The 25,201-nt window shown below is 35.7% G+C and carries 18 protein-coding genes and 1 pseudogene; 11 read left to right on the forward strand and 8 right to left on the reverse strand.

Annotated features, from left to right (window positions below; genetic code table 11):
* Positions 1 to 111: 111 nt before the first annotated feature.
* From ruvX to ilvC, 5 genes are read right to left on the reverse strand one after another with little or no spacing between them, the layout of a single operon-like run.
* Positions 112 to 510, reverse strand: coding sequence for a Holliday junction resolvase RuvX (ruvX, locus tag C6H25_RS07725; RefSeq protein ID WP_104748854.1), 399 nt, complete (start codon positions 508 to 510; stop codon positions 112 to 114).
* Positions 507 to 1,307 carry a DNA-processing protein DprA gene (gene dprA / locus C6H25_RS07730; protein WP_104748855.1) on the reverse strand — a complete coding sequence of 267 codons (801 nt, stop codon included), beginning with the start codon at positions 1,305 to 1,307 and terminating at the stop codon, positions 507 to 509. The genes ruvX and dprA overlap by 4 nt, the downstream gene beginning before the upstream one ends.
* Before the next feature lie 12 nt (positions 1,308 to 1,319).
* Positions 1,320 to 1,553, reverse strand: a complete 234-nt coding sequence (gene minE / locus C6H25_RS07735) for a cell division topological specificity factor MinE (protein ID WP_104748856.1) — start codon at positions 1,551 to 1,553, stop codon at positions 1,320 to 1,322.
* On the reverse strand, positions 1,550 to 2,356 hold the full coding sequence (gene minD, locus C6H25_RS07740; RefSeq protein ID WP_104748857.1) for a septum site-determining protein MinD: 807 nt from the start codon (positions 2,354 to 2,356) through the stop codon (positions 1,550 to 1,552). Before minD ends, minE begins: the two co-directional genes overlap by 4 nt.
* A gap of 10 nt (positions 2,357 to 2,366) precedes the next feature.
* Positions 2,367 to 3,359 (reverse strand): ketol-acid reductoisomerase, encoded by a 993-nt coding sequence (gene ilvC / locus C6H25_RS07745; RefSeq protein ID WP_104748858.1) that lies wholly within the window; start codon positions 3,357 to 3,359, stop codon positions 2,367 to 2,369.
* 100 nt (positions 3,360 to 3,459) lie between these two features.
* Between ilvC and C6H25_RS07750 the strand changes: the two genes are divergently transcribed.
* The gene (locus C6H25_RS07750) at positions 3,460 to 6,072 is read left to right on the forward strand and encodes a phosphoenolpyruvate carboxylase (protein WP_104748859.1); all 2,613 of its coding nucleotides are present in this window, start codon (positions 3,460 to 3,462) and stop codon (positions 6,070 to 6,072) included.
* A 2-nt stretch (positions 6,073 to 6,074) separates the two neighbouring features.
* On the opposite strand, the gene C6H25_RS07755 is transcribed toward C6H25_RS07750, so the two are convergent.
* From C6H25_RS07755 to feoB, 3 genes are all read right to left on the reverse strand, one after another.
* On the reverse strand, positions 6,075 to 8,603 hold the full coding sequence (locus C6H25_RS07755) for a TonB-dependent receptor family protein (RefSeq protein WP_233707360.1): 2,529 nt from the start codon (positions 8,601 to 8,603) through the stop codon (positions 6,075 to 6,077).
* A 234-nt stretch (positions 8,604 to 8,837) separates the two neighbouring features.
* Positions 8,838 to 11,108 (reverse strand): TonB-dependent receptor family protein, encoded by a 2,271-nt coding sequence (locus C6H25_RS07760; protein ID WP_418904559.1) that lies wholly within the window; start codon positions 11,106 to 11,108, stop codon positions 8,838 to 8,840.
* 225 nt (positions 11,109 to 11,333) lie between these two features.
* Entirely contained in the window at positions 11,334 to 13,268 is a 1,935-nt protein-coding gene (feoB, locus tag C6H25_RS07765) for a ferrous iron transport protein B (RefSeq protein WP_104748862.1), read from the reverse strand.
* 137 nt (positions 13,269 to 13,405) lie between these two features.
* Between feoB and C6H25_RS07770 the strand changes: the two genes are divergently transcribed.
* The 10 genes and pseudogenes from C6H25_RS07770 to C6H25_RS07815 form a co-directional block, all read left to right on the forward strand.
* A complete protein-coding gene (locus tag C6H25_RS07770) occupies positions 13,406 to 14,212 on the forward strand; it encodes a 3'-5' exonuclease (protein ID WP_104748863.1) in 807 nt (268 codons plus the stop codon).
* Positions 14,212 to 16,401 carry a phosphoribosylformylglycinamidine synthase subunit PurL gene (purL, locus tag C6H25_RS07775; RefSeq protein WP_104748864.1) on the forward strand — a complete coding sequence of 730 codons (2,190 nt, stop codon included), beginning with the start codon at positions 14,212 to 14,214 and terminating at the stop codon, positions 16,399 to 16,401. The genes C6H25_RS07770 and purL overlap by 1 nt, the downstream gene beginning before the upstream one ends.
* 65 nt (positions 16,402 to 16,466) lie before the next feature.
* The gene (locus tag C6H25_RS07780; RefSeq protein WP_418904560.1) at positions 16,467 to 17,456 is read left to right on the forward strand and encodes a lipid A deacylase LpxR family protein; all 990 of its coding nucleotides are present in this window, start codon (positions 16,467 to 16,469) and stop codon (positions 17,454 to 17,456) included.
* A gap of 73 nt (positions 17,457 to 17,529) precedes the next feature.
* Entirely contained in the window at positions 17,530 to 18,561 is a 1,032-nt protein-coding gene (locus tag C6H25_RS07785; protein ID WP_104748866.1) for a hypothetical protein, read from the forward strand.
* A 4-nt stretch (positions 18,562 to 18,565) separates the two neighbouring features.
* The gene (locus tag C6H25_RS07790) at positions 18,566 to 18,946 is read left to right on the forward strand and encodes a diacylglycerol kinase (RefSeq protein ID WP_104748872.1); all 381 of its coding nucleotides are present in this window, start codon (positions 18,566 to 18,568) and stop codon (positions 18,944 to 18,946) included.
* A 15-nt stretch (positions 18,947 to 18,961) separates the two neighbouring features.
* Positions 18,962 to 21,448, forward strand: a complete 2,487-nt coding sequence (gyrA, locus tag C6H25_RS07795) for a DNA topoisomerase (ATP-hydrolyzing) subunit A (RefSeq protein ID WP_104748867.1) — start codon at positions 18,962 to 18,964, stop codon at positions 21,446 to 21,448.
* Positions 21,448 to 21,915, forward strand: coding sequence for a hypothetical protein (locus tag C6H25_RS07800; protein ID WP_104748868.1), 468 nt, complete (start codon positions 21,448 to 21,450; stop codon positions 21,913 to 21,915). Before gyrA ends, C6H25_RS07800 begins: the two co-directional genes overlap by 1 nt.
* A complete protein-coding gene (locus C6H25_RS07805; RefSeq protein ID WP_104748869.1) occupies positions 21,912 to 23,063 on the forward strand; it encodes a sigma-54-dependent transcriptional regulator in 1,152 nt (383 codons plus the stop codon). Before C6H25_RS07800 ends, C6H25_RS07805 begins: the two co-directional genes overlap by 4 nt.
* A 4-nt stretch (positions 23,064 to 23,067) precedes the next feature.
* A pseudogene (gene fic, locus C6H25_RS07810) lies at positions 23,068 to 23,621 on the forward strand (protein adenylyltransferase Fic).
* A gap of 247 nt (positions 23,622 to 23,868) precedes the next feature.
* The coding region (locus C6H25_RS07815; RefSeq protein ID WP_104748870.1) for an outer membrane beta-barrel protein at positions 23,869 to 25,201 on the forward strand (1,333 nt) is incomplete at its 3' end.

Consider the following 25,201-nt stretch of genomic DNA (forward strand, 5'->3'; position numbering starts at 1 on the left):
TTTATCCGTTTTTAAAGATATTTTTGCATAAGACTAATAAAATGTCTTATTATCATTCTAAAAGAATACCAAACAAAAAGTTAAAACTCTCTATCAAGGATTATCTTTAAACTAAAAATTAAGTTGTTTTACATAGCGTTCTAAAATCCTACACGCACTTAATGAGTCCAAACGCCCATCTTTTTGGGCTGTCTGCTTATTCTTCCTACCCAAATACTCTAAGTCTTCATAGGCTTCTATACTAGAACCATCTTCATTGATAAAAACAATTTCGCCCTTAAAGTCTAAAAGTGCAATAAAATGCTTGATGCGAATGTTTGTATCCACATAACTTTCGCTAGGCTTACCCACCACTAGAGTTGTAACGCCCTTTTCTCTCAACAAATTGCTTAAATCCCTAGAAGCCTGATTCCTATTCTTGCGTAAAATCGGCTCTAAAGGTAAGATTATGCCTTCTAAAAGAATGGCTAAACCTATGCGTTTTAGCCCCACATCGCATGCCAAAATCATGCTAACACCACGCTATGATTTATGCGCTTGATTTTGCCTAATAATTCGTATTCTAAAAGCTTGTCGCCATATTTTAGATACGCTTCTTCATAACTAGGATTTTTCGCACAATATTCTAAAAATTCATCTTTGACTTCGCCTGTTTCTTTTAAGTGGTAATCTTTTAAAAGAGTGTTAATAAAATTTTGAAGGTTATAAATGCCTTTAGCTTGGTTTTTTTCTAAAAGCTCATTAGTGCCTTCACTCTCATTTAATTTTTGGGGCAAAACAAATAAAGGCTTTTGATACTTTTGAGCTAGTCTCGCGCTACTCATAGAGCCACTCAATAAATCCGCTTGAGGGATAATGACTATATCACTTAGTGCAATAACCAAGCGATTTCGTGCCAAAAAAGAGCCTTTAAGGGGCATAAAATCTTTTTCATATTCGCTTAAAATCAAGCCATTTTGAGCGATTTTTTGAATGATTTTAGCATTGCTTGCAGGATAGATTTTATCCAAACTACAAGGCGAGAGCATAATCGTATTAGGTAAGGCATTTTCTTGAGCGATAATATCCACTCCTAACGCTCCCCCACTCACAATGATTGCACCACTTTTAGCAAGCTCTCTAGCTAGAGTGATGGTGTGTTGCTTACTATAAGGGGTGGGTCTTCTTGTGCCTATAATGGCTACTTTTAAAGGTGTGTTTAAAAGCTCGGCGTTGCCTACAAAATAGAGTTTTTTAGGGGGGTCTTTGAGAATGTCAAAGACCTTAGGAATACTCTCTAAAACATGGTATTGAAAGCCACTTTTCATCAGTTATTCAAGTTATTTGGGTAATACAATTTCTACTTCAATCGTTTCTACACTCTGATTGCTATCAAGGGTTTTAAAATGAATGTCTGAAGATTTGGTGTATTTTTGAATGACTGCAATAATTTCCTTACGCATATCTTCCATGTAGGGTAAATTCAAGGTGCGTTCTTTAGCTAAAATCAATTTTAATCTGTCAGTCGCTGTAGTGGCACTCCCCTTTGTTTTGAAAAAGTCAAAAAAACTCATGAGAATATCCCTTTTAAAGCCCCAAAAAAGCCTTTTTTAGCCTTAAATTCTACAAACTCCACTTCTTCACCTAAAATCCTTCTTGTAATACGCTCATAAGCCTTTGAGCTTTCACATTCAGTGCGTATCACTGGTTCGCCCTTATTAGTGGCTGAAACGATGTGGCTATCTTCTGGAACCACCCCAATTAAAGGCAAACCTAAAATCTTAAGCACTTCTTCTGTAGAAATCATCTCGCCATTTTCCACTAATTCAGGTTTTAAGCGATTGATAATCAAGTATTTATGCACTTCTTCGCCCCTTTTAGCCCGATTAGACTTCGCATCAATAATGCCAATCACTCTATCGCTATCTCTTAAAGAACTCACTTCTGGGGTTACCACGACTAATGCCATATCCGCATGCAAAATCGCATGCTCAAACCCGCTTTCAATCCCAGCGGGCGAATCAATCAAAATATAATCAAAATCCGCTCTTAAAGCATTGATTAAAATCGCCACTTTTTCCTTGTCTAAAATATTTTTATCCTTGCTTTGAGAGGCGGCTAAAAAAGAGAGATTTTTAGTCTGTTTATCTGTGATTAAAGCTTGTGTAAGATTACAATTTTTTTCCATAACATCTACCACATCATAAACAATGCGATTTTCTAAGCCCAAAATCATATCCAAGTTTCTTAAGCCTATATCAAAATCAATCGCCACAACCTTTTTGCCACTCTCAGCTAATCCTATTGCTAAATTAGCAGTTGTAGTGCTTTTGCCTACGCCACCTTTACCTGAAGTGATAGTAATTACTATTGCCATATTATTCCTTTTAATTTTTATTGTTTAAAGGGGTGCGTAAAATTTTCCCAATTTGTTCTAATTTGATGTTTTTAAGGGCTTTTCTTTCTGTGTTTAATCTAGGGTAATTCAAGCTTTTTTCTAGTAAAAAATCCTTAGCAAAAGAGCCATTTTGAATCTTATTTAAGATTTTTTGCATGCGTTTTTCTAATAAATGAGCCATAGGTTCTCTAGCTTTGATAGCTCCAAATTCAGCGGTGTTAGAAATATGTTTTCGCATGCCTTCAATCCCCTTATAATGCAATAAATCTGCCACTAATTTCACTTCATGCACGCATTCAAAATAGGCTAATTCTTCAGGGTATCCTGCCTTAATTAAAGTCTCAAACCCCGTTCTTACAATCGCTTCTAGCCCCCCACATAAAACCGCTTGTTCGCCAAACAAATCGCTCTCGCATTCTTCTTTGAAGCTCGTTTCTAAAACCCCCATTCTTCCCCCACCATTTGCTTTAGCATAGCTTAAAGCCACAGCTTTAGCATCATGTTTTGAACTTTCTTGTTCCACAGCGATTAAATGATATAAACCCCTATTTTTGAGGTATTCTTCTCTTAAAGCACTCCCAGGCCCTTTTGGAGCAACTAGAATAACCCCCACACCCTTTGGAAGAATTACTTGATTAAAATGCACGCTAAAGCCATGAGAAAAGGCTACAATTTGGTCGTCTTTTAAAAAAGGAATCACTTCTTTTTCTAAAACTTCTTTATGTAATTCATCAGGAAGTAGCACCATAAGCACATCAGATTTTTGGACTAATTCTTTGACTTCTAACACTTCAAAGCCTTCATCTTTTGCCCTTGAAATGCTTGAACTTCCCTTGTATAAGCCAATACGCACTTTTACTTCAGAGTCTCTTAAATTGAGTGCATGGGCTCTTCCTTGTGCACCATAACCAATAATGCCTACTTGCAAAGCTTGAATTATATTTAAATCAATGTCTTTATCATAATAAATCGGTAATGCCAAAATTAAATTCCCCTAAACAAAATTAGAATTAAGAGTGATTGTCTATTAGATAACAAATAATTCTATAATACCATAATGCTTAAATAAGAGAGGTAGAACTTTGAAAAAGAACCCCCATTTTTTACAAGAATTAGCGCTCATTAAACGCCTTTTTTTACAGATGCTAAAAGAATGTAAAGAAGAAGAGACCGCACAGCAATTTCTCTCTTTATGCCATGCATTTGAAAAAAATTCTTTTAAAGAAAGTCAAAAAATTTTACAAAAAATTATAGAAAGCCAACAGCTTTTGGGTATTATCAAGGCTTTTTCACTCTATAATATCCTTATTAACATTGTTGAAGAACGCTATAAAATCAATAACACCTCTTATTTTTTTGAAGATATTATCAAGCCCCTAAATCCAAAAACAAAAAAAACCTTAAAAAACTTAGCTTTTTATCCGGTTTTTACCGCTCATCCTACCCAATCTATGCGAAGAACTTTTTTAGAGGCTTATCAAGTGATTTCTAAAAATTTAGCGTATTTTTCTAACAAGCTCACAAAAAACGCCCAAGAAAAAATTGAAAATGAGATTAAATACCGCTTGCACTTACTCTATAAAAGCCATTTAGCCCGCCAAGAAAAATTGGAAGTTTTAAGCGAATTGGATAACTTGCTCTACTTGGTAGAAACCTCCATTCTCCCAAGCGCTTTAGAAACCTTGCGTTCTGTAGAAAAGGTTTTAAATGAGCCTCTCACACAATCCCCTATTATCTTAGGAAGTTGGATAGGAGGCGATAGAGATGGAAATCCTTTTGTAACTAATGCTTTAATGACCCAAACTCTGCGTATCCAGCATGCTTTTATCATAGAATTTTATATTAAAGAAGTGAGAGCCTTAACTAGAGAGCTTTCTCTCTCTTCAGATTTTTGCACCATAAGCAAAACCTTTAAGCAAAGCTTAGAACAAGAATGGGAATATTTAGACCCAAGCGATGCGATTTTACACCAGCATGAACCCTTTAGAGCCAAATTGCTTTTAATGGAAAAAAAGCTCAAAAACCGCCTTTTAAGCGTGAATAGTCCCTTGCCTATCGCTTATACTTATCATAATATAGAAGAATTTATCAGCGATATTGATTTAATGCTAAATAACCTTGAACCCTATCTAAAACCCCATTTAGAACGCTTGCGTCATTTAGCTCTTTTAGCAGGGTTTCATGCTTTGCGTTTGGATTTTAGAGAGCATAAAGAAGTGTTTTTAAACGCTTTGAGCGAAACTTTTTCATTTTTAGGACTAGCTGATAATGATTTCTTGTCTAAAAATGAAACTAAAAAACTAGAAATCATCAATAACGCCTTTTTATTCTTATTAAAAAATCCTTTAGAATTAGGCTCTTTAATAGAGCAATTAAGCCCAAAAAGTGCCAATATCCTAGAAGCATTAATGAAAATTTCATGGGCAAAAGAGATAATTTCTAAAGAAAGTGTTCGTTCTATCATTCTTTCTATGAGTGAGAGTGCGAGCGATATTTTAGGAGTGCTATGGCTCATTCAATTAGCTAAATTAGAAAAAGAAATTTCTCTAACCCCCCTTTTTGAAACCATACAAGACTTAGAAAATGCCCCTAAGATCATGCAAATTTTAAGCCAAAACCCCCACTACAACGCTTATTTAAACCATCAAAATAGAAACCAACAAATCATGATAGGCTATTCAGATTCTAGTAAAGATGGCGGTATTTTTGCAAGCAATTATTACCTTGATAACGCTATTAAAGAATTAATAAATCTTGAAGAAAAGCTCAATCTTTCATTCTTGCTCTTCCATGGGCGAGGAGGGAGTGTGAGTAGAGGGGGATTAAGCTTAGAGAGTGCTTTAGATTGTGCACCTTATAAGAGCGCTAAAGATATTCTTAAGCTCACTGAACAAGGCGAAGTCATTAGCCTAAAATATCTCAATTTAGAAAGCGCTCAATACAATTTACACAACACCCTAAGCGCTTTATTAAAAAAGAATACCCAAGAAAAAGCCCCTAAAACTTCCAAAGAACACAAACAAACCCTCCAAACTATCGCTCATCTTTCTTATAAAGCCTATAGAAAATTAGTCTATGAAACCCAAGGCTTTTTAGAGTATTTTAAATTAGCAACTCCTATTTATTTTATCCAAGAATTACCGCTTGGCTCACGCCCTTCTAAACGCAAAGAAAGCTCTAAAATTGAAGATTTAAGAGCGATTCCTTGGGTTTTTGCATGGACACAGAATCGTTGCATTTTACCGGCATGGTATGGCTTAGGAAGCGCTTTAGAAACGCTTAATCCTACAACCCTAAAAACCCTTTATAAAGAAAATGCGCTTTTTAAAGTCGTCTTAGATAATGTCGCCCAAGTGCTTTTAAAAGTGGATTTAGATATTTTTGCAACCTATCATTCTTTGGCTAAGGACTTGCCTAATGCGAAAGAAATTTTTGAATCCATTCAAAATGAATTTAATGCGACTAAAAAGTCTATTCTATGCGCTCGCCAAGAAAATGAGCTTTTAGAAAATGAACCGATGATTTATCATTCTATCTTATTTAGAAAACCCTATCTAAACGCCCTTAACACCTTACAAATTGAACTCATTAAAGCCTTTTATGCTACTAAGGATAAAGACAAACAAGCACACTTACTCCACCAAGTCCATAGTAGCATTGTAGGTATCGCTCAAGGCATGCGTAATACCGGATAGCCCTAAAACTGATAATTAATAAAGCAAGTAATTGAACGCCCAGGCCCTGGCTGTCTGCCTGTAGGGCTAGTGCCAATCCCTCTAAAATAGTATTTCATATTAAAGATATTATTCACTTGCAAGCTCGCTGTAATTTTATGTCTGCCACTTTGCCACAACACTTGACTAATTTGAATGTTCCACACCCAATACCAAGGCAACATACCCACATTATTACACTGATAATTGATCCCCCATAAAGGCTCAATATACCCACACACTTGCTTAGACTTATCACTATTTAGCATACTGCTATATGAACGGCTATAAAAAAAGCTTGATAATCCAATCGTCGTATTCTTATAAGTATATCTTGCATCAAAAACAAATTGATTAGGGCTAACATAAGGAAATCGCTTGCCTTTAATATTAAAAGAATCATAATGCCCTTCATAAGAAGAATTAACAATACCCACAAAAAAGGGGTTGCTCGCTCCATTATTTGTAATGAGCGCATCAATATAAGTATAAGCTGCATGAAATTGCAAGCCTCTAATAGGTGCATAATACAATTCTAATTCCACGCCTTGAGAACGCCCATCAATAGGCACAGAAGTATAACCCCCAGAGTTATAATCATGCGCAAAAGTGATGAAATAATTAGAATTAAAACTCAATTTATCTTTATAAGAATAGCGAGAGCCTGCTTCTATTTCATTAAAAGTTTGGGTATAAAACTGCCTATAAAACCCATTATAAAAAGCCGCCATGCCTTGTTGAGGGGGGATAAAACTGCGTTGGTAATTAAAATACAACACCCAATTACTAATAGGCTTATAAGCAATACTAACAGCAGGGTTAAACTCATTATTTTGCTTAGGATAATCTCGTATGATGTAATCATCACTACCTTTTGCATGAATGTCTTCTACATCATATTGGTAATTAGGATTAAGCATTTTAACATGGTAGTGGTAGTTCAAAAAAGTGTAGCGAATACCCGGTGTAATCACTAATTTGCCATCAAATAAATCAATTTTATCGCTTAGATATACGGCAGTGAAATTATTATTTAAGCGTTGGTAAGGAAAAAAAGCGTAATTCCACTGATAGCCACTTTGAGAACAATCGCTTGTGTTATACCCTAAAGCCCCCTCTTGTTGCAATTCTTGCACGCTTTTTCCCATAGTATCCACCCCCGCTTTAACACTCACGCCATTATCTTCTAAATCTTGCAAGCTTTCATTATAAATCGTGCCTTTTAAAGGTGTCCAGCCAGCTTTACAAGTAGTAGTATCTCTTAAAGCAGGGGGGAAATACAAATCTGATGCAAAAAAGCGCATTCCAGCTGTAAAAGTTTGCTTAATATTACCGGTTTTGACATTTAAATGTAATTTTGGCTCAAACGCATTGAAAACAAATCTTCTTGGGTGCTGAAACACTGCAAAACCATTATAATTATCATCAGTATAAACAGGCCCATTTTCAGGGTTACTATTGACATTTAAAAAATTGGTATCAAATTTAAAATCCCTACTTAAATCTTGCGTATAATAAGTGAAACTAAAATCTCCATTTAGTTTTTCACTGGTGCCAAAATAGTTTTGATACACAATGCCAAAACGCTTAGAGCGACCGCTTTTAGTGTTATTAGGGCGGTTGTTTTGAAAACGATTTGTATTATACGCCTCTATACTCAAACTTCCCGGGTCAGCAAAGAAAAAACTATAGTATTGATAATAGGCTTTAATACTATTATTAGCATTAATTTTCCAAACCCCCTCTAACATGTAGTTTTGATTATCAGTAGGGCTGTTATATCTAAAGCCTTGCCCCTTAAGCCAATCCGCTTGAATTTGCACCCCAAAATGTTTATTTATCATGCCCCCACTTTTTAAATAAGTATCAAAAAGCATGTTATTAGCTAAACTTTTATTGATAGGCTTATCTTGTGTGCTTACAAAACCGCTATTTCTAGCCCTCCCCCAAAAGGTTGTCCTCTCTGCTACTTCATTAACCCATTTTTTAGGGATTTCTTTAGTGATAACATTAATAACCCCTCCAAAAGTGTTAGGCCCATATTGGACGCTTGAACCACCCTTAATCACATCAATCCTATCCACATTTAAAAAATTGATAGGCATAAGCGGTATTCTAATGGCAGAATAAGGGTCTGCATAAATAGGCACACCATTCATTAAAATCATGCCCGTATCACTATGTCCAGCAGCCCCTGCCCCAAAACCTCTCACACTAATTGATGGCTCTATGCCTGTGCCATTGAAATTTCTAATTTGAATACCCGGCACATTTTGCAAAGCCTCTTCAACGCTTTGATTAGCCGTTTGCGTGATTTGCTTATGTGAGATAATGCTCCTACTACCGGCAAAATTTCTCACACTAGAGCTTTGCCAATTTTTAGGCGTATCAATCCCACCATAACCCCTAGAATCTACATCATTCATTCCTAAAGCTTGCACCTTGCTTAGCGTATAGGACTTCTTAGAGCTTTTAGCCTGCATAACACTCATTCCAAGCAATACCAATAACAACCAACTTCTACACTTCATTTTACCACCAAAAATATATAATGATAATTGTAATTACTATACAAAACTTGCGTAATATAATGATAATAATCTTAAATGTCAATATCAAAAAGATAAAAAAGCGGTTTTCTTAAAATAAATTTTTTAATATTTTAAACAAAAAAATTAATATTTATTGTTGCAAAAATAAACGCTTGCAAAAAAAGCAAGCTAAAAATAAGATGAGCTTAAAGAAGTTTAAAATTCATAATTCAAATACGCCGTAACCGAACGCCCAGGTCCTGGCTCTCTGCCTGTAGGGCTTGTGCCAATCCCCCTAAAATAGTATTTCATATTAAAAATATTATTCACCTGCAAACTTCCGGTGATTTTATGCCTACCACTTTGCCATAAGACCGAGCTTACTTGAATATTCCATACCCAATACCATGGCAAAAGCCCCACCGAATTACAGCCATATTCTAGCCCACCGGTCTCTTTAGGGTTTAATTTCATGCACACCGTTTCATCTTTGGCTTGATTTAAAATAGAGCTATACGAACGACTATAAAAATAACTACTCAAACCAAAAGTCGTTTGCTTATAAGTATACATCATATCAAACACAAATTGATTGGGGCTGACATAGGGCAAACGCTTATTATAAATATCAAAAGAATGATTGACAATCCCCTTAAAATACGCCCCCTTATCCTTAGCCCTAGTCGTAACTCGTGCGTCTATATAAGTGTAAGCTAGATGAAATTGTAACCCCCTAATAGGCGTATAATACAATTCTAATTCCACGCCTTGGCTTCTAGCATTAATAGGCGCTTTGCTATACCCACCCATATAATAGCGATTAGCAAAAATCACAAAATAATTCGCATTAAAACTCAACTTATCCTTATAGCTATAGCGCTGACCCACCTCAACTTCATTAAAAATTTGATTGTAATTAGTGCTAAAAATCCCTACCATTTTATGCTGTGGGGGGATAAAACTTCGGCGATAATTCGCATACCATACCCAATCTTCTGTGGGTTTATAGCCAATGTTAAAAGCAGGACTCCATTCATTTTGCCTTTGTTTTTTATTTGTCCATACTTCATAATCATGTTTTAAAGGCTCTTTAGTATCATAATTCAAAAAAGTGTAGCGCACCCCCGGCGTAAAAACTAATTTACCTTGAAAAAATTCTATTTTATCGCTTAGCCATAGTGCTGTGTAGTTATTAAACATCTCTTGATTGCTACCGGGACTTTTTTGAAAACTAGGGGTTGGCATATGGCATAAGCCATTAGAAAAATCAGCCTTTTTGCAAGTGCTTTTTAATACTTTGAAATACATATCCATTGTCATAAAACGCATGCCCACATTAAAAGTCTGCTTAACTTTATCAGTTTTTACAATCAATCTCAAATTAGGCTCAAACGCATTCATCACATAACGGCGCACATGGTTAAAATTATAAAACCCTATATAATTTTGGTCGGTATAGACTGGACCTTGCAAAGGGTTAGTGTTGACATTCAAATAATTAGAATCAAACTGAAAATCCCTTTTCATATCATGCCCATAGTAATTAAAAGTAAAATCCCCCCCTATTTTATCTGCATCTCCAAAAAACCCTTGATACATCGCTCCCCAACGATTCGCACTCCCTCCCTTAAGATTATTAGGGCGGTTATTTTGAAAACGATTTTCTTCATAAGCCTTAGCCCCTAAAGAACCCGGATCGGCCATACTATAAGTGTAGTATTGATAAAACGCTGTGATTTTATTGTTATCATTGATTTGATACAACAAATCTAGCATGTAGTTTTGAATGCTTGTAGGGCTATTATCTCTAAAGCCTTGTCCTTTAAGCCAATTCGCTTGAGCTTGCACGCCAAAATGCTTGTTTATCATGCCACCGGTTTTTAAGTAAGTATCAAAGAGCATGTTATTGCCCAAGCTCTTATTGATATTTTTAGCGTCTTTATTGACAAAGCCACCATTTCTAGCTTTCCCCCAAAAAGTGGTGCGTTCACTCACTTGATTGACCCATTTATAAGGAATGCTTTTAGTAATAACATTAATAACCCCTCCAAAGACATTAGGGCCATAGCGCACGCTCTCCCCACCCTTAATCACACTGATTCTATCCACAGATTGAAAGGTTACCGGAAAAATTGCCATACTGATATTAGCGTAAGGCGCTTCATAGATAGGAATACCATTGACTAAAATCATGCCCGTATTAGAATGCCCAGAGCCTCCCCCACCAAAACCCCTTATAGAAAAGACAGGCACCGCTCCAATACCTGTAGCATTTCTAATATGCACACCCGGCACATTTTGCAAAGCCTCTTCAATGCTCTGATTAGCCGTTTGGGTCAGTTGCTTATGAGAAATAATCGTGCGAGAACCAATATAGTTTTTAACTTCCTTGCTTTTCCAGCTTAAAGGCGCTTCTTCATTTAATGCAGTCCCTGAAGTTTCCACCTTTCCTAAGCGATGAGTTTTTATGGCATACACATTAGACATTCCTATTATGCATGTAAAAACGACAATTTTTTTCATTAACACCCTTTTACTTTTACAATGAGTTAAAACAAATTCGGTGCGATTATATAAAAATTACTATTATTATTAACTTAAAATGATATAAAAATTATTGAAGTCATTATCACTAATTAAAAATTCTATTTTTAATACAGGTGATTAAATTTCAATAAGCGTTAAAAATTCCGCTTATTAAAAAATTATTTTTTATAATGCCAAAAAGACTTTAGTCGCATAAAAAGCAATGAGTGAAAACACATACGCTACTATCGTTGTAAATACGAATAAATATATTACAAACTTTATCCCTCCAGCTTCTCTGCCAAAAGTAATCGTAGCTGCAAAACAAGGAATATAAAACATCACAAACACGATAAAGGCAATCCCACTAGGCACGCTCACATCTTTTCTAACTATCTCTCTAAAAGCGCTAGATTTTTCATCTTCATCTTCTAAAGAAAATAATACCCCTAGAGTAGAGACTACCACTTCTTTAGCCATAAATCCAGTAACAAGTGATACACTCAAACGCCAATCAAACTCCATAGGACTAAAGACTTTTTCTAAATGCACCCCTATTCTTCCTACAAGACTATTTTCTAAATTCTTTTTGTCTAGCTCTATTTTTAATTCTTTTAATTTTTCTTCTTTAACTTCTTGTGAAAGGCTAGTGTCTTTTTTAATCAATAAGCTTTCTTGTTTATAAGTTTTCATAATCGCATCATCTTTAGGGTATTGAGACATAAACCAAATCAAAATCGCCCCCATTAAAATATAAGTCCCAGCCTTTTTAAGATAAGAAAGCGATTTGGTATAGATGCTAAACCACACCATTCTAGCACTAGGAAAGCGGTATTTTGGCATTTCCATAATAAAAGATTCTGTTTGTCCTTTAAACACGCTTAGTTTTAATAGTTTTGCCATAACTAACGCCACAATCGCCCCTAAAACATAAATGCAAAACAGCACAAATCCTGCACTAGAAGAGGGGAAAAACGAGCCTACAAACAGCACATAAATAGGAAGTCTTGCAGAACAGCTCATAAAACCAATCACAAAAAGCGTGATTAATCGTTCATTATGATTTTGTAAAGTTCTTGTTGCCATGTAAGCTGGCACCGAGCAACCAAACCCTGTAATTAAAGGTATGAAGCTCTTTCCATGCAAGCCAAATTTATGCAATATTCCATCTAGTAGAAACGCCACCCTACTCATATAACCCGTCGTCTCTAGTAAAGAAATCCCAAAATATAACACCACAATTAATGGTAAGAACGAAATGGTTGCCCCAACGCCTCCAATAATTCCATCGCCTATTAAAGACGCTAAATCTTCATTAGCCACATGCTCTTTGATACTATCGCTTAAAAAATTAAACCCCTCTTCAACTACTTCTTGTAATGCCCCCCCTATTAAAAAGCTCAAAGAAAAAATGATTAGCATAAACCCCAAGAAAATCAAAATGCCATAACGCTCATGCATTAAAATCTTATCAATCTTATAAGTGCGTTCAAAACTCTCATTGTGCTTATGCTCTTTAATGACTAATTGAGCGGTTTTTTTAGCCAAACTACTATATTCCAAGCATTGATTAAAACTTTGGGATTGAACCTTTATATTTTCATTCTTTATAGTATTTTGAGAATAAAGGGTTACAATCTCATCTAGTAAATGCTCTGTATTTAAACAATCTTCTTTAGAGCGAGCACTCGTAGGCACACATACAACCCCTAATTCCTTAGAAAGCTTTTCTACATCAATACTGATACCTTCTTTTTGTGCTTCATCCCACATATTGAGTGCAAGCAACATTTTTTTATTCGTATCTAGTAGTTGAAAGCTTAAGGCTAAATTACGCTCTAAATTAGTAGAGTCTACTACATTGACAATTAAGTCGTATTTTTCATTTTCTAAAAAATCTTTAGTAACTTTTTCTTCAGTAGTGAAGTCATTGAGTGCGTAAGTGCCGGGCAAATCAATGATAGTGATTTTATGCTCTTTGTGAGTCAAACTCACTTCCATTTTATCCACGGTAACTCCGGCAAAATTCCCCACTTTCAAATGAGCGTTGCTGAGTGCATTGATTAGAGATGACTTCCCTACATTAGGTTGTCCTACAAGAGCGATTATGATTTCTTTCATGCTAATCTCCAAAAAACCTTTGAGTTATTTTTAATCTTTTTTGTTATATAGTTCCCACATTAGAAGTTAGGATTATAGCATTATAAGACTAATTATTATAATAAGACCGATAATATTAAAATTTATGAGGGTGCATAATGTTATGTGTGTTTGATATAGAAACGATTCCTAATACAAGCTTATGTAAAGAATATTTTCAGCTAGAAGAAGAAAATGATTTAAAAATTTGTGAATTAAGCTTTGAAAAGCAAAAAGAAAAAAGTGGGAGCGAGTTTTTACCCCTTTACTTGCACGAAGTAGTCTCTATTTCAGCCGTTATTGGCGATGATTATGGAAAGTTTATTAAAGTAGGGAATTTTGGTCAAAATAAAGAGAGTTTTACAAGCGAAAAAGAGCTTTTAACAGACTTTTTCAATTACTTTAATTCTAAAAAGCCACGCCTTGTAAGCTTTAATGGAAGAGGCTTTGATATGCCCCTACTCACTTTAAAAGCTCTTAAATACAATCTAACTTTAGATGCGTTTTATAATCAAGAAAATAAATGGGAGAATTACCGCTCACGCTATAGCGAGCAATTTCATTTGGATTTAATGGATAGCTTGAGTCATTATGGCTCAGTTAGGGGTTTGAATTTAAATGGCATTTGCGCTATGACTAATATTCCGGGTAAATTTGATATGAGTGGGGACTTAGTGCATGCGATTTATTATGACACTACTTTAAATGAAGTTGACAAAAAGACCACCATTGATAACTATTGTCAAAGCGATGTGTTAAACACCTATTGGCTTTTTTTGAAATACGAAGTCTTAAAAGGGGCTTTAAACAAAGAGCAATACATAGAAATCTTGCAAGATTTCTTAGAAAAACTCCCCAAAAATAAATCTTATTCAAGCGTGTTTAATACAGCTCTACAACAAGAAATTGCTACAGAGCTAATCTAATGAATGGTGCTACTAGTGATAGCCAATTAGAAAGTATCTTAAAAACATACCAACTGAGCTTAAAAGATTATAACCATATAAAAACCTCCTTAAATCGTGTGCCTAATCTCTTAGAAATGGGGATTTTAGGCACACTTTTTAGCGAACATTGCAGTTATAAGTCTAGTAAATTTTTTTTAGAAACCCTTCCTACAAAAGCCCCTCAAGTGATTCAAGGGCCTGGCGAAAATGCAGGCATTATAGACATTACTAAAGGCTATGGGGCTGTTTTTAAAATTGAATCGCATAACCATCCAAGCTTTATTGAGCCAAAATTAGGGGCTATGAGTGGGGTTGGAGGGATTATGCGTGATATTTTTGCTATGGGGGCTAGACCAATAGCTAATCTTAATTTCTTACGCTTTGGAGAAACACGCCCTAAAATGAGCGCATATCAGCGCCATTTAGTTGAAGGCGTAACGCAAGGCATTAGTTCTTATGGGAATTGCATGGGTGTGCCCACCTTAAATGGCGAAACAAACTTTAATGCATGCTATGAAAACAATATCTTAGTGAATGCGTTTTGTTTAGGCATTGTCAAAAAAGAAGAAATTTTTTATAGCCATGCTAAAGGCGTAGGCAATGCCATGATTTATGTAGGGAGCAAAACCGGCATTGATGGCATTCTTGGAGCTATAATGAGTAGCCATCGTTTTGACAAAAACTCTAAAAACACACACCAAAACATACAAGTTGGCGACCCCTTTTGTGAAAAATTACTCTTAGAGGCATGCTTAGAATTAAAAGGTCTTATTATAGGCATTCAAGATATGGGTGCAGCAGGGCTTGCTAACGCCTCGTTTGAAATGGCACTAAAAGGGCAAAGCGGTATAGAATTACACCTTGATAAAGTACCAACCACCAAAAATCTAACCCCCATAGAAATCATGCTAAGCGAATCACAAGAACGCATGCTCATTTGCGCTAAAAAATCTAAAGAGCAAGAAATAATAGAGATTTTTAAAAAATGGGATTTAGAGGCTTGTGTTATAGGGCATGTGATAAAAGAGCCTCATATCAAGCTTTTTTATCACAATGAATTATGTGCTGATATTCCTACTAAACTCTCTAAAGTAGAGCCTTTAAAACGCCCCCTTAAAGAACCCTCTTATTATAAAGAGCTTAAAAATAAGCCTAAGCCCACACTTCCTAACAAACCCTTAAAAGAAATTTATGAAACCCTATTAAGCGCTATAGAAGTGGTGGATAAAAAAGCGATTTATGAACAATATGATGACACCATTTTATTAAACACCCTTTTAGGTAATGGAAATTGTGATGCAAGCCTTATTCAAGTAGAAGAAAATAATGTCAAACTCACTCTAAGCATAGGGTGTTTAGAAAATTTATGCTATTTAGACCCTAAAGAAGGGGCTAAACACACTCTAGCTAGAGTGGCACGAGATAGCGTCTTAAGGGGAGCTAAAGTGCTAGGCATTAGCGATTGCTTAAATTTTGGTAATCCTAAAGATTTAGAAGTGATGTGGCAGTTTAAAGAAAGCATTGAGGGGCTTAAAGAGGCTTGTGAAGTTCTAAAAACCCCTATAGTAAGCGGTAATGTCTCTTTTTATAACCAAACTTTAAAAACCAATATTTACCCCACACCAAGTATAGTGGCTGTAGGCATCATTAAACATAACCACCCCATAAGCTCTTCTTTAAAACAAGAAAATAACGCCCTTTTTTTAGTGGGCGATAGCACAATAAATTTTGTAGGCAGTCTCACTCAAAAGATTTTTGATAAGACCTTAGAGGGTGAAGTTTTAAAAATCAATTTAGAATACGAAAAAACCTTATGCGAATTTTTAGAAAAAGCGATTGAAAAGCGCTTGATAGTTTCTTCTAAAAATTTAGGCAAAGGGGGCTTAAGCATAGGCTTAAGTAAAATGGCTCTTTTAGGTAATAAAGGGTTTTTTATTTTTGTAAAAAACAAGGCTTTATTATTTAGCGAAAATACAAGTTCTGTGATTGCAGAAATTCCTAAAGACAAGAAAAAAAACTTTCTCTTATTAGCACAAGAGTATAATATTGAAACGCTACTATTAGGACAAGTGGTCTCTAAAAATAAGGGCTTGAATTTTAAAACCCCTAAAGAAAAGGCTTTTTTCACTTTTGAATACGCCAAAACTCTCTATAATAGTAGCTTTTAAAGCTTAATAATATTTTACAAAGGATTTCTTTGCGTTTTAAAATTGTTATTCTTTTATCTCTTAGCATGGTCGCTTGGGCAAAACACCATAAAAATATTTCTAAAGAAATAAGTCCCACAGGGCCTCTAGTCCCACATAAACGCTATTCTATCAATTTGCTGACTGAAAATGATGGCTATATCAATCCTTATATTGACGAGTATTACACCGCCGGCACTCAAATTGGCTTTACCACAAGAGAGTTTGATTTTTCTAAAAATAAATACATGAAATGGACTTCCTACATTGGATTTTTTAATAAAAGCCCTAGGGTTACTCGCTTTGGCATTTCTTTAGCACAAGATATGTACACTCCAGCGCTCAAAAACAGAAAATTGCAAGATTTGCACCATAACCACCCTTATGGGGGCTACTTAAGAGTGAATTTAAATGTATATAACCGCCATAAAACTTTTATGGAATTATTCACGCTTTCTTTAGGCACAACAGGGCGAGGTTCACTAGCAGCACGAACCCAAGAACTTATCCATAAATGGGGGCAAGACCCTCAATTTTATGGTTGGGATAAACAAATCAAACAAGAATTTATTTTTGAATTTCATTACCAATTACTTAAAAAAGTCCCCCTTTTAACCACGCGCTTTTTTTCTATGGAGCTAATGCCGGGCTTAAATGTTGAATTAGGTAATGCAAGGGATTATTTTCAATTAGGCTCACTCTTTAGGTTTGGATACAATTTAGACGCAGATTATGGCGTGAATAAAGTTAATACCGCCTTTAATGGCGGAGTGCCTTATAGCGATAAATTTTCGCTTTATTTCTTTGCGGGGGCGTTTGGGCGTTTCCAACCTTGGAATGTTTTTATTGAGGGGAATAGCCCAGAAACTAGAGGCATTGCTAATTTAGAATACTTCGTTTATACTAGCGAAGTGGGAGCAGCTATGATGTGGCGTGGACTTAGAGTAGCTTTTACTATCACTGATATTAGTAAAACCTTCCAATCCCAACCTAAGCACCATCAAATTGGCACATTAGAATTGAATTTTGCCTTTTAATTTTATGGGTTTAATTTTAAGCACGATTATGCTACAATTAAATTTAATTATGCTTTAAATAAAAAGGGTATTTTTGACTAAAAAATTCATGTATTGGAGTTTAGGGGTTGGTGCTTTAATATGCACTCTTTTGGGTGTTTTCATTGTTTTTACAAGCATTTCAGTTAAAAAATTTTTAACCACCCATATCAATGGTGCTTTAAACCAGCAACAAGCCATTACTTTTTCTCCTTTTGAATGTCAAGGGCTTTTTAAAATATCATGCTCATCTAAAAAACTCAGCCTTTTAGATAAAAATTCCTCTCAAGTGATTGATTTTGAAAATTTTATCTTAGGGTTAGAGTCTTTAGACAAAAGCTCGCTCACTCTTTCTATCAAATCTCAAGCTAAATCCCCTATTTTAGAGCAATTAGCACATGAAAAAATCACTCAAATCCCCCTAAAAGACCTAAACACTCTCTTTGAAAAGACTAAGCCTACGCATTTAAAATGCTCTCTAAAATTCAACGCCATAGACACTAAAACCCTAGACAGCCATCTAAAATGCGATTTATCTAACCAACAAAAAATTCTCTCTTACACTTTCTCTCAAGACACTAAGGCTATCACTCAAAACAATCTCTCCATTAAGAGTATTTTAGAGACTTTAACTTCGCAAGATAAGGGGGCTTTAGAAAACTTGAAAGATAATTTGCATTTTTCATTCTATCATTCAGAACTTTCTTTAAAATCCAATCATCTTAAAAAACTCTTAGAGCCATTCTATAACCAAAACAAAGAGAGCTTGTCCTTTTTCTCCCCTTATTTTAGCTTACGCTCTCATCAAGCTCCTAATATCCCTTATGATAGCACATTACTCTTTTTAGAAGAACATCTTATAGCTTTACTCCAATCAGACTTCAAGGATAACCCCACTTACTTTGAAATTCAAAAAAATTCTAAGGATTTCTTAAAAGCCCTTGTTGCAATGGCTAAAGAAGAGCGTTCTACTATCACACTAAGCGCTAATGTCAAAGATACCAAAGCATTCTTTAACCTAAGAGAAATGGCTAAAATGCCCCTTGGTCAACATTTTTTTAAATCTTATCAATTTAATGTCCAATAGCTTAATGAAAACTCCCCCTAAAGCAAAAGGCATTAAACGCATTATTAAAGCCTTTTTTTATTCTAAAGATGGGCTTAAATGCGCATGGGCAGAAGAGAGTGCTTTTAGGCAAGTATTAACCTTAGCTCTAATTTGTATTATTCTAGCAAGCTATCTTGCTAAGGATTTTTTAGAATGGGGACTATTGATTTTGCCTTGCTTTTTATCGGTAATTATTGAGTTGTTTAACAGCTCTATTGAAAAGGCTGTAGATTATACCGGCACAGAATTTCACCCCCTAGCTAAGAAAGCTAAAGATATTGCTAGTTCAGCCCAGCTCATAGGGCTAATTTTTTGGGCTTTTATTTGGGGGCGTTATCTTTTAATGCTCTATCAAAGCAATTAAATTTTAGGGAGAAACATGCAAGATAGCTTGATTGAGAAAGACAAAAATATTATAGAAGTAGGAATTGATTCTTCTATTGAAGAGAGTTATTTAGCCTATTCTATGAGTGTTATTATTGGGCGTGCCTTACCTGATGCTAGAGATGGCTTAAAACCCGTGCATAGGCGGATTTTATATGCAATGAATGAACTAGGTCTCACTTCTAAAGTCGCTTACAAAAAGAGCGCTAGAATTGTGGGTGATGTTATCGGTAAATACCACCCCCATGGCGATATCGCCGTTTATGACGCCCTAGTAAGAATGGCACAAGATTTTTCTATGCGTTTAGAATTAGTAGATGGGCAAGGAAACTTTGGTTCTATTGATGGCGATAATGCCGCTGCTATGCGTTATACCGAAGCTAGAATGACCAAAGCGAGTGAAGAAATTTTAAGAGATATTGACAAAGACACCATAGATTTTGTGCCTAACTATGACGATACCTTAAAAGAACCTGATATTTTACCAAGCCGACTGCCTAATCTCTTAGTCAATGGGGCTAATGGTATTGCAGTAGGCATGGCTACTTCTATACCTCCCCATAGAATTGATGAAATCATAGACGCTTTAGTGCATGTATTAGAAAACCCTAACGCAGAGTTGAATAAAATTTTAGAATTTGTTGAAGGACCAGATTTTCCAACTGGAGGAATCATCTATGGCAAATCAGGCATTATTGAAGCCTATAAAACAGGGCGTGGACGTGTGAAAGTTAGAGCCAAAGTGCATGTGGAAAAGACTAAAAATAAAGACATCATTGTTTTAGATGAAATGCCCTATCAAACCAATAAAGCTAAATTAGTAGAACAAATCAGCGATTTAGTGCGAGACAAACAAATTGAAGGCATTTCTGAAGTGCGTGATGAATCTGATAGAGAAGGTATTAGAGTGGTGATTGAGTTAAAAAGAGATGCGATGAGTGAAATTGTCTTAAACCATCTCTACAAACTCACTACTATGGAAACCACTTTTAGCATTATCCTACTCGCCATTTACAATAAAGAGCCTAAGATTTTCACACTTTTAGAACTCTTACATCTATTCTTAAGCCATAGAAAGACCATAGTCATTAGACGCACCATATTTGAATTAGAAAAAGCCAAAGCTAGAGCTCATATTTTAGAAGGCTATTTAATAGCCCTAGATAATATTGATGAAATCGTGCAACTCATTAAAACAAGCGAGAGCCCAGAAGTAGCCAAAAACGCTTTAATGGAGCGTTTTAGTTTGAGTGAAATTCAAAGCAAAGCCATATTAGAAATGCGTTTGCAACGCCTAACCGGCCTAGAAAGAGATAAAATCAAAGAAGAATATCAAAACTTGCTAGAGCTAATTGAAGATTTAAATGGCATTTTAAAGAGTGAAACTCGCTTAAATGAAGTCGTAAAAACAGAGCTTTTAGAAGTTAAAGAGCAGTTTTCTTCTAAAAGACGCACTGAAATTCAAGAATCCTATGAAAATATTGATATAGAAGATTTAATCGCTAATGAGCCTATGGTAGTGAGTATGAGCCATAAAGGCTATGTGAAAAGAGTGGATTTAAAAGTCTATGAGAGACAAAATCGTGGCGGTAAGGGCAAGCTATCTGGTAGCACTTATGAAGATGATTTTATTGAAAGCTTTTTTGTGGCTAACACGCATGATATTTTGCTCTTTATCACGAATAAAGGTCAGTTGTATCATTTGAAAGTCTATAAAATCCCAGAAGCAAGTAGAACCGCTATGGGTAAAGCCATAGTCAATTTAATCTCACTAGCCCCTGATGAAAAGATTATGGCAACTCTAAGCACCAAAGACTTTAGTGATGAACGCTCACTAGCTTTTTTCACTAAAAATGGTGTCGTAAAACGCACGAATTTAAGCGAATTTGGTAGCAATAGAAGTTATAGCGGTATCAAAGCGATTAATTTAGATGAAGATGATGAATTAGTGAGCGCAAAAATTGTGGATAAAAATTCTAAACATTTACTCATCGCTTCACATTCTGGAACTTTTATTAAATTCCCCTTAGAAGATGTGAGAGAAATTGGGCGAGTAAGCCGAGGGGTTAGGGGCATAAGACTTGCTGAAAATGATTTTGTTATTGGTGCGGTCGTTATTTATGATGATAATAACAAGCTTTTGAGTGTGAGCGAAAATGGGCTTGGCAAACAAACTTTAGCGGAGTCTTATAGAGAGCAATCTCGTGGCGGTAAAGGCGTGATTGGCATGAAACTCACTAAAAAAACCGGTAATTTAGTAGGTATTATTAGCGTAGATGATGAAAATTTAGATTTAATGATACTTACTGCAAGTGCAAAAATGATTAGGGTTTCTATCAAAGATATTAGAGAGACCGGAAGAAATGCTAGTGGAGTGAAACTCATAGACACCGCTGATAAGGTTGTGTATGTCAATTCTTGCCCTAAAGAAGAAGAGCCAGAAAATTTAGAAAACTCTCCTACACAAAATTTGTTTGACTAATGCGTTTCTTTTTGTTTTTTTACTTGCTAGGGGCTTTTTTAAAAGCTTTTAGCCCCCTAGAAGACCAAGAATTTTTAATCTCATATCGTTTAAAAGTCGTTGATGCAAGAGTTATGGGCGAAGAATATGCTATCTCTAGACCTATCATTAGTCGCATTGAAACAACCCCCTATGTCTTAGACTATCATTGTTTAATTGTTGCGAAAGATTTACCCACAATTAATTCTAAAGACCCCATACTCCAAGCACGCTTAGAAAATTCTCTCTTAGAAAGAGCCTTAAAACAAGAAAAAGAGCAAATCATAGATTGTCTTTTAAAAAGCCAAGTGGCTATCACACATTATGATAATAGCCATAAAAATGGCACCACCACCACAAGCATACTCAATCTCAAAGCCTTAAGCGTTAGGGCAAGCTTAGCAGGAAATGTGCTGTCTTTAGATATTTTTAGAAAGGAAGAAGAATGAAAATCGCCATTGTAGAAGATGATATTAACATGCGTAAAAGCCTAGAGCTTTTTTTTGAGCTCCAAGATGACTTAGAAATTGTGAGTTTCAAAAACCCTAAAGACGCCCTAGCTAAACTAGACGAAAGCTTTGATTTAATCATCACGGATATTAACATGCCCCATATGGATGGCTTAGAATTTTTACGCCTTTTAGAAGGCAAATATGAATCCATTGTCATCACCGGCAATGCGACCTTAAATAAAGCCATTGATTCCATTCGTTTAGGCGTGAAAGACTTTTTCCAAAAACCCTTCAAACCCGAACTCCTTTTAGAATCCATATACCGCACCAAAAAGGTTTTAGAATTTCAAAAAAAGCACCCCTTAGACAAACCCCTTAGAAAAACCCCCGCCCAAAAACACAGCTTTTTAGCCACTTCCCCTGCCCTAGAAGAAGTCAAACGCCAAGCTTTAAAAGTCGCAAGCACTGACGCTAATGTCATGTTATTAGGCGAAAGTGGCGTAGGCAAGGAAGTCTTTGCCCATTTTATCCATCAAAATTCTAAGCGCTCTAAAGAACCCTTTATGGCAATCAATATGTCCGCCATCCCAGAGCATTTATTAGAAAGCGAGCTTTTTGGGTATCAAAAGGGGGCTTTCACTGACGCTACCACCCCTAAAATGGGACTTTTTGAGAGTGCGAATAAAGGCACGCTATTTTTAGATGAAATCGCTGAAATGCCTATCCAACTACAAAGCAAACTTTTAAGAGTGATTCAGGAAAAAGAAGTTACACGCCTTGGCGATAATAAGAGCATAAAAATTGATGTGCGTTTCATTTCAGCCACCAACGCTAACATGAAAGAAAAAATCGCTTCAAAAGAGTTTAGAGAAGATTTGTTTTTCCGCTTACAAATTGTGCCTATAGCAATCCCCCCCTTAAGAGAGAGAGTAGAAGAGATTTTACCCATTGCTGAGATTAAGCTTAAAGAAGTGTGCGATGCGTATAATCTAGGACAAAAATCTTTTTCAAAGAATGCTATTAAATGCCTTTTAAAATATTCATGGCATGGCAATGTGCGAGAGCTTTTAGGCGTAGTAGAAAGAGCGGCAATTTTAAGCGAAGAAAATGAAATTCAAGAAAAAGATTTGTTTTTGGAGAGATAGTTTAATGAACTCCATTGACAAACAAAGCCTTGAGAGAGCCAAAACTCTCATTGAAAACGAAGTAATAGATAGCTTTGAAGTTGGCACGCTTAAAGGCCTATTAGACATTCATAAAGCTTTATTTCAAGGGCTATATGAATTTGACGGAACCATTAGAAATAAAAACATTTTTAAAGGCAATTTTAGATTTGCTAACTCTATGTATTTAGATGTCATCTTACCTAAAATTGAGAGCATGCCTCAAAATACCTTTGATGAAATAGTAGAAAAGTATGTAGAGATGAATATCGCCCACCCTTTCTTAGAGGGTAATGGTAGAGCTACTAGGATATGGCTAGATTGTATTTTAAAAAAAGAATCAAGCGCATCATAGATTGGGAAAAGATAGATAAACATGCTTATTTAAGTGCTATGGAGCGCAGTCCCATAAACGATTTAGAAATCAAAACTCTTTTAAAAACTCATTTAAGCGATGATATTTTTAACCAACAAACTCTTATTAAAGGTATCGTTCAGTCCTACTACTACGAAGGGCTAGAAAAACCTATCCAACCTTAGATAAAAACACCTAAAACCCCTACTTATGCCCCCCACAATAATCCAAGTTTGTGTAAAATAGTATAAAAAGATTACTCAAAATAACAAAACTCATTTAATTAAGTTAATATTCAACTCTTATAAGAACAAAATCATGCTATAATTAAATCAAAGTTTTTAAAAACATACATATACATATACACATACACATACATGTGTTTTGAATGTGAATGGGATTATTAAGAATTTAATGATTTAAAGGAGTTTTATGCTACGCAAAAGCAAAGTTCTATTTTTTAGTCTTGTTGCTTGTATCAGCCTTAGTCATGCTGAAGATGATGGAGGCTTTTTTACCGTGGGTTATGAGCTAGGACAAGTAATGCAAGATGTTAAAAACCCGGGGAAAGCTAAGGCAGACTATTTAATGCAACAGCTCAATTCCGGAGTTACCCTAAATGTCGCCGGGCAAGATATAGGGGGTAATGTGGTAGGAAGTTTGGGGAATGCCTTTAGCACCTATTTAAACTCTTTTTTGAAAAACTACATTCAATATACTGATCAAGATAAATTGGTGAAACTACCCGTATTTCTTTGGAACACTCTAAACACATCATCGCAAAATCATGCCGGAACTTGTAATGGCAAAAGCTATCAAGCCGGTTCGAACCCTTGCGATGTGCCTTTCATCAATTCTGTTGAAAAAATGCTTAATGGCTCTAACCCTAACTCTTTGGTTAGCAAAATTTTGAGCGTAACCCAACCGGGTATTACCACCTACCCCCAACTCATCAATCAAATCGCCTACTTCCAATCTTTGCCACTCTTTTTACAAAACCTTAATGGCGTTCTTGATGGCGAACAGCTTGGTAATATCAGTGAATATGGAAAGGGGGGAAACGAGAAAGCAATACTAAAACTAGAACAAGAATATTGTAGCAGTATTAGTGCTTGTGATCCTACAAATGATAATAGTAGAGCCAATGTTTCAAAAGAAGCCTTGCAAGCCCTTACCCAGCAAATCACCGGCATGACTACACAAGTCGCACAATCTCTAAACGCTGCCACTAGTGGCATGTCTAAAATTAGTGATAGCGTTTTAGATAGCGCTACCGCTCTAGCAAGCTTAGATGCTATAGTCTCTGGCTCTAACCCAAGCACAGCCGAATTGACAGGACTTGTGCAACAAGTCATTGATGTATCCAAACAAACCCAAAAACTACTCCAAAATGCTTATAATGAATCTTTAAAAGGAAGTGGCACGATTAACAATCAAGTTGCCACGAATTTACCTAGTGCTTTAGCTAATGTTGAAAACACTATCACTAAACTTCAAAACCTAAACAACGAAGTGAGAGATACCCCCTACCTCCCCCAATTTAGAGCTGGTAATAGCCGTCAAACTAACATTATGAATGGTTTTTACACCAAATGGGGTTACAAGCAATTCTTTGGTAAAAAGCGTAATATCGGTCTAAGATACTACGGTTTCTTTTCTTATAATGGAGCGAGTGTAGGCTTTAGAGACACTTATAATAATGTAGGGCTTTATACTTATGGCGTAGGCACAGATGTATTGTATAACATCTTTGAAAGGTCTTATC

The sequence above is a fragment of the Helicobacter cetorum genome, from assembly GCF_900198405.1.
Classification (GTDB): Bacteria; Campylobacterota; Campylobacteria; order Campylobacterales; family Helicobacteraceae; genus Helicobacter; species Helicobacter cetorum_C.

Bases quoted from the DNA above. Each gene is read 5' to 3' on its own strand.
- C6H25_RS07770 (WP_104748863.1), top strand. From the start codon at position 13,406: ATGTTATGTGTGTTTGATATAGAAACGATTCCTAATACAAGCTTATGT.
- feoB (WP_104748862.1), bottom strand. From the start codon at position 13,268: ATGAAAGAAATCATAATCGCTCTTGTAGGACAACCTAATGTAGGGAAG.
- dprA (WP_104748855.1), bottom strand. From the start codon at position 1,307: ATGAAAAGTGGCTTTCAATACCATGTTTTAGAGAGTATTCCTAAGGTC.
- C6H25_RS07780 (WP_418904560.1), top strand. From the start codon at position 16,467: ATGGTCGCTTGGGCAAAACACCATAAAAATATTTCTAAAGAAATAAGT.
- C6H25_RS07800 (WP_104748868.1), top strand. From the start codon at position 21,448: ATGCGTTTCTTTTTGTTTTTTTACTTGCTAGGGGCTTTTTTAAAAGCT.
- C6H25_RS07805 (WP_104748869.1), top strand. From the start codon at position 21,912: ATGAAAATCGCCATTGTAGAAGATGATATTAACATGCGTAAAAGCCTA.
- C6H25_RS07760 (WP_418904559.1), bottom strand. From the start codon at position 11,108: ATGTCTAATGTGTATGCCATAAAAACTCATCGCTTAGGAAAGGTGGAA.
- ruvX (WP_104748854.1), bottom strand. From the start codon at position 510: ATGATTTTGGCATGCGATGTGGGGCTAAAACGCATAGGTTTAGCCATT.
- minD (WP_104748857.1), bottom strand. From the start codon at position 2,356: ATGGCAATAGTAATTACTATCACTTCAGGTAAAGGTGGCGTAGGCAAA.
- gyrA (WP_104748867.1), top strand. From the start codon at position 18,962: ATGCAAGATAGCTTGATTGAGAAAGACAAAAATATTATAGAAGTAGGA.
- purL (WP_104748864.1), top strand. From the start codon at position 14,212: ATGAATGGTGCTACTAGTGATAGCCAATTAGAAAGTATCTTAAAAACA.
- minE (WP_104748856.1), bottom strand. From the start codon at position 1,553: ATGAGTTTTTTTGACTTTTTCAAAACAAAGGGGAGTGCCACTACAGCG.
- C6H25_RS07790 (WP_104748872.1), top strand. From the start codon at position 18,566: ATGAAAACTCCCCCTAAAGCAAAAGGCATTAAACGCATTATTAAAGCC.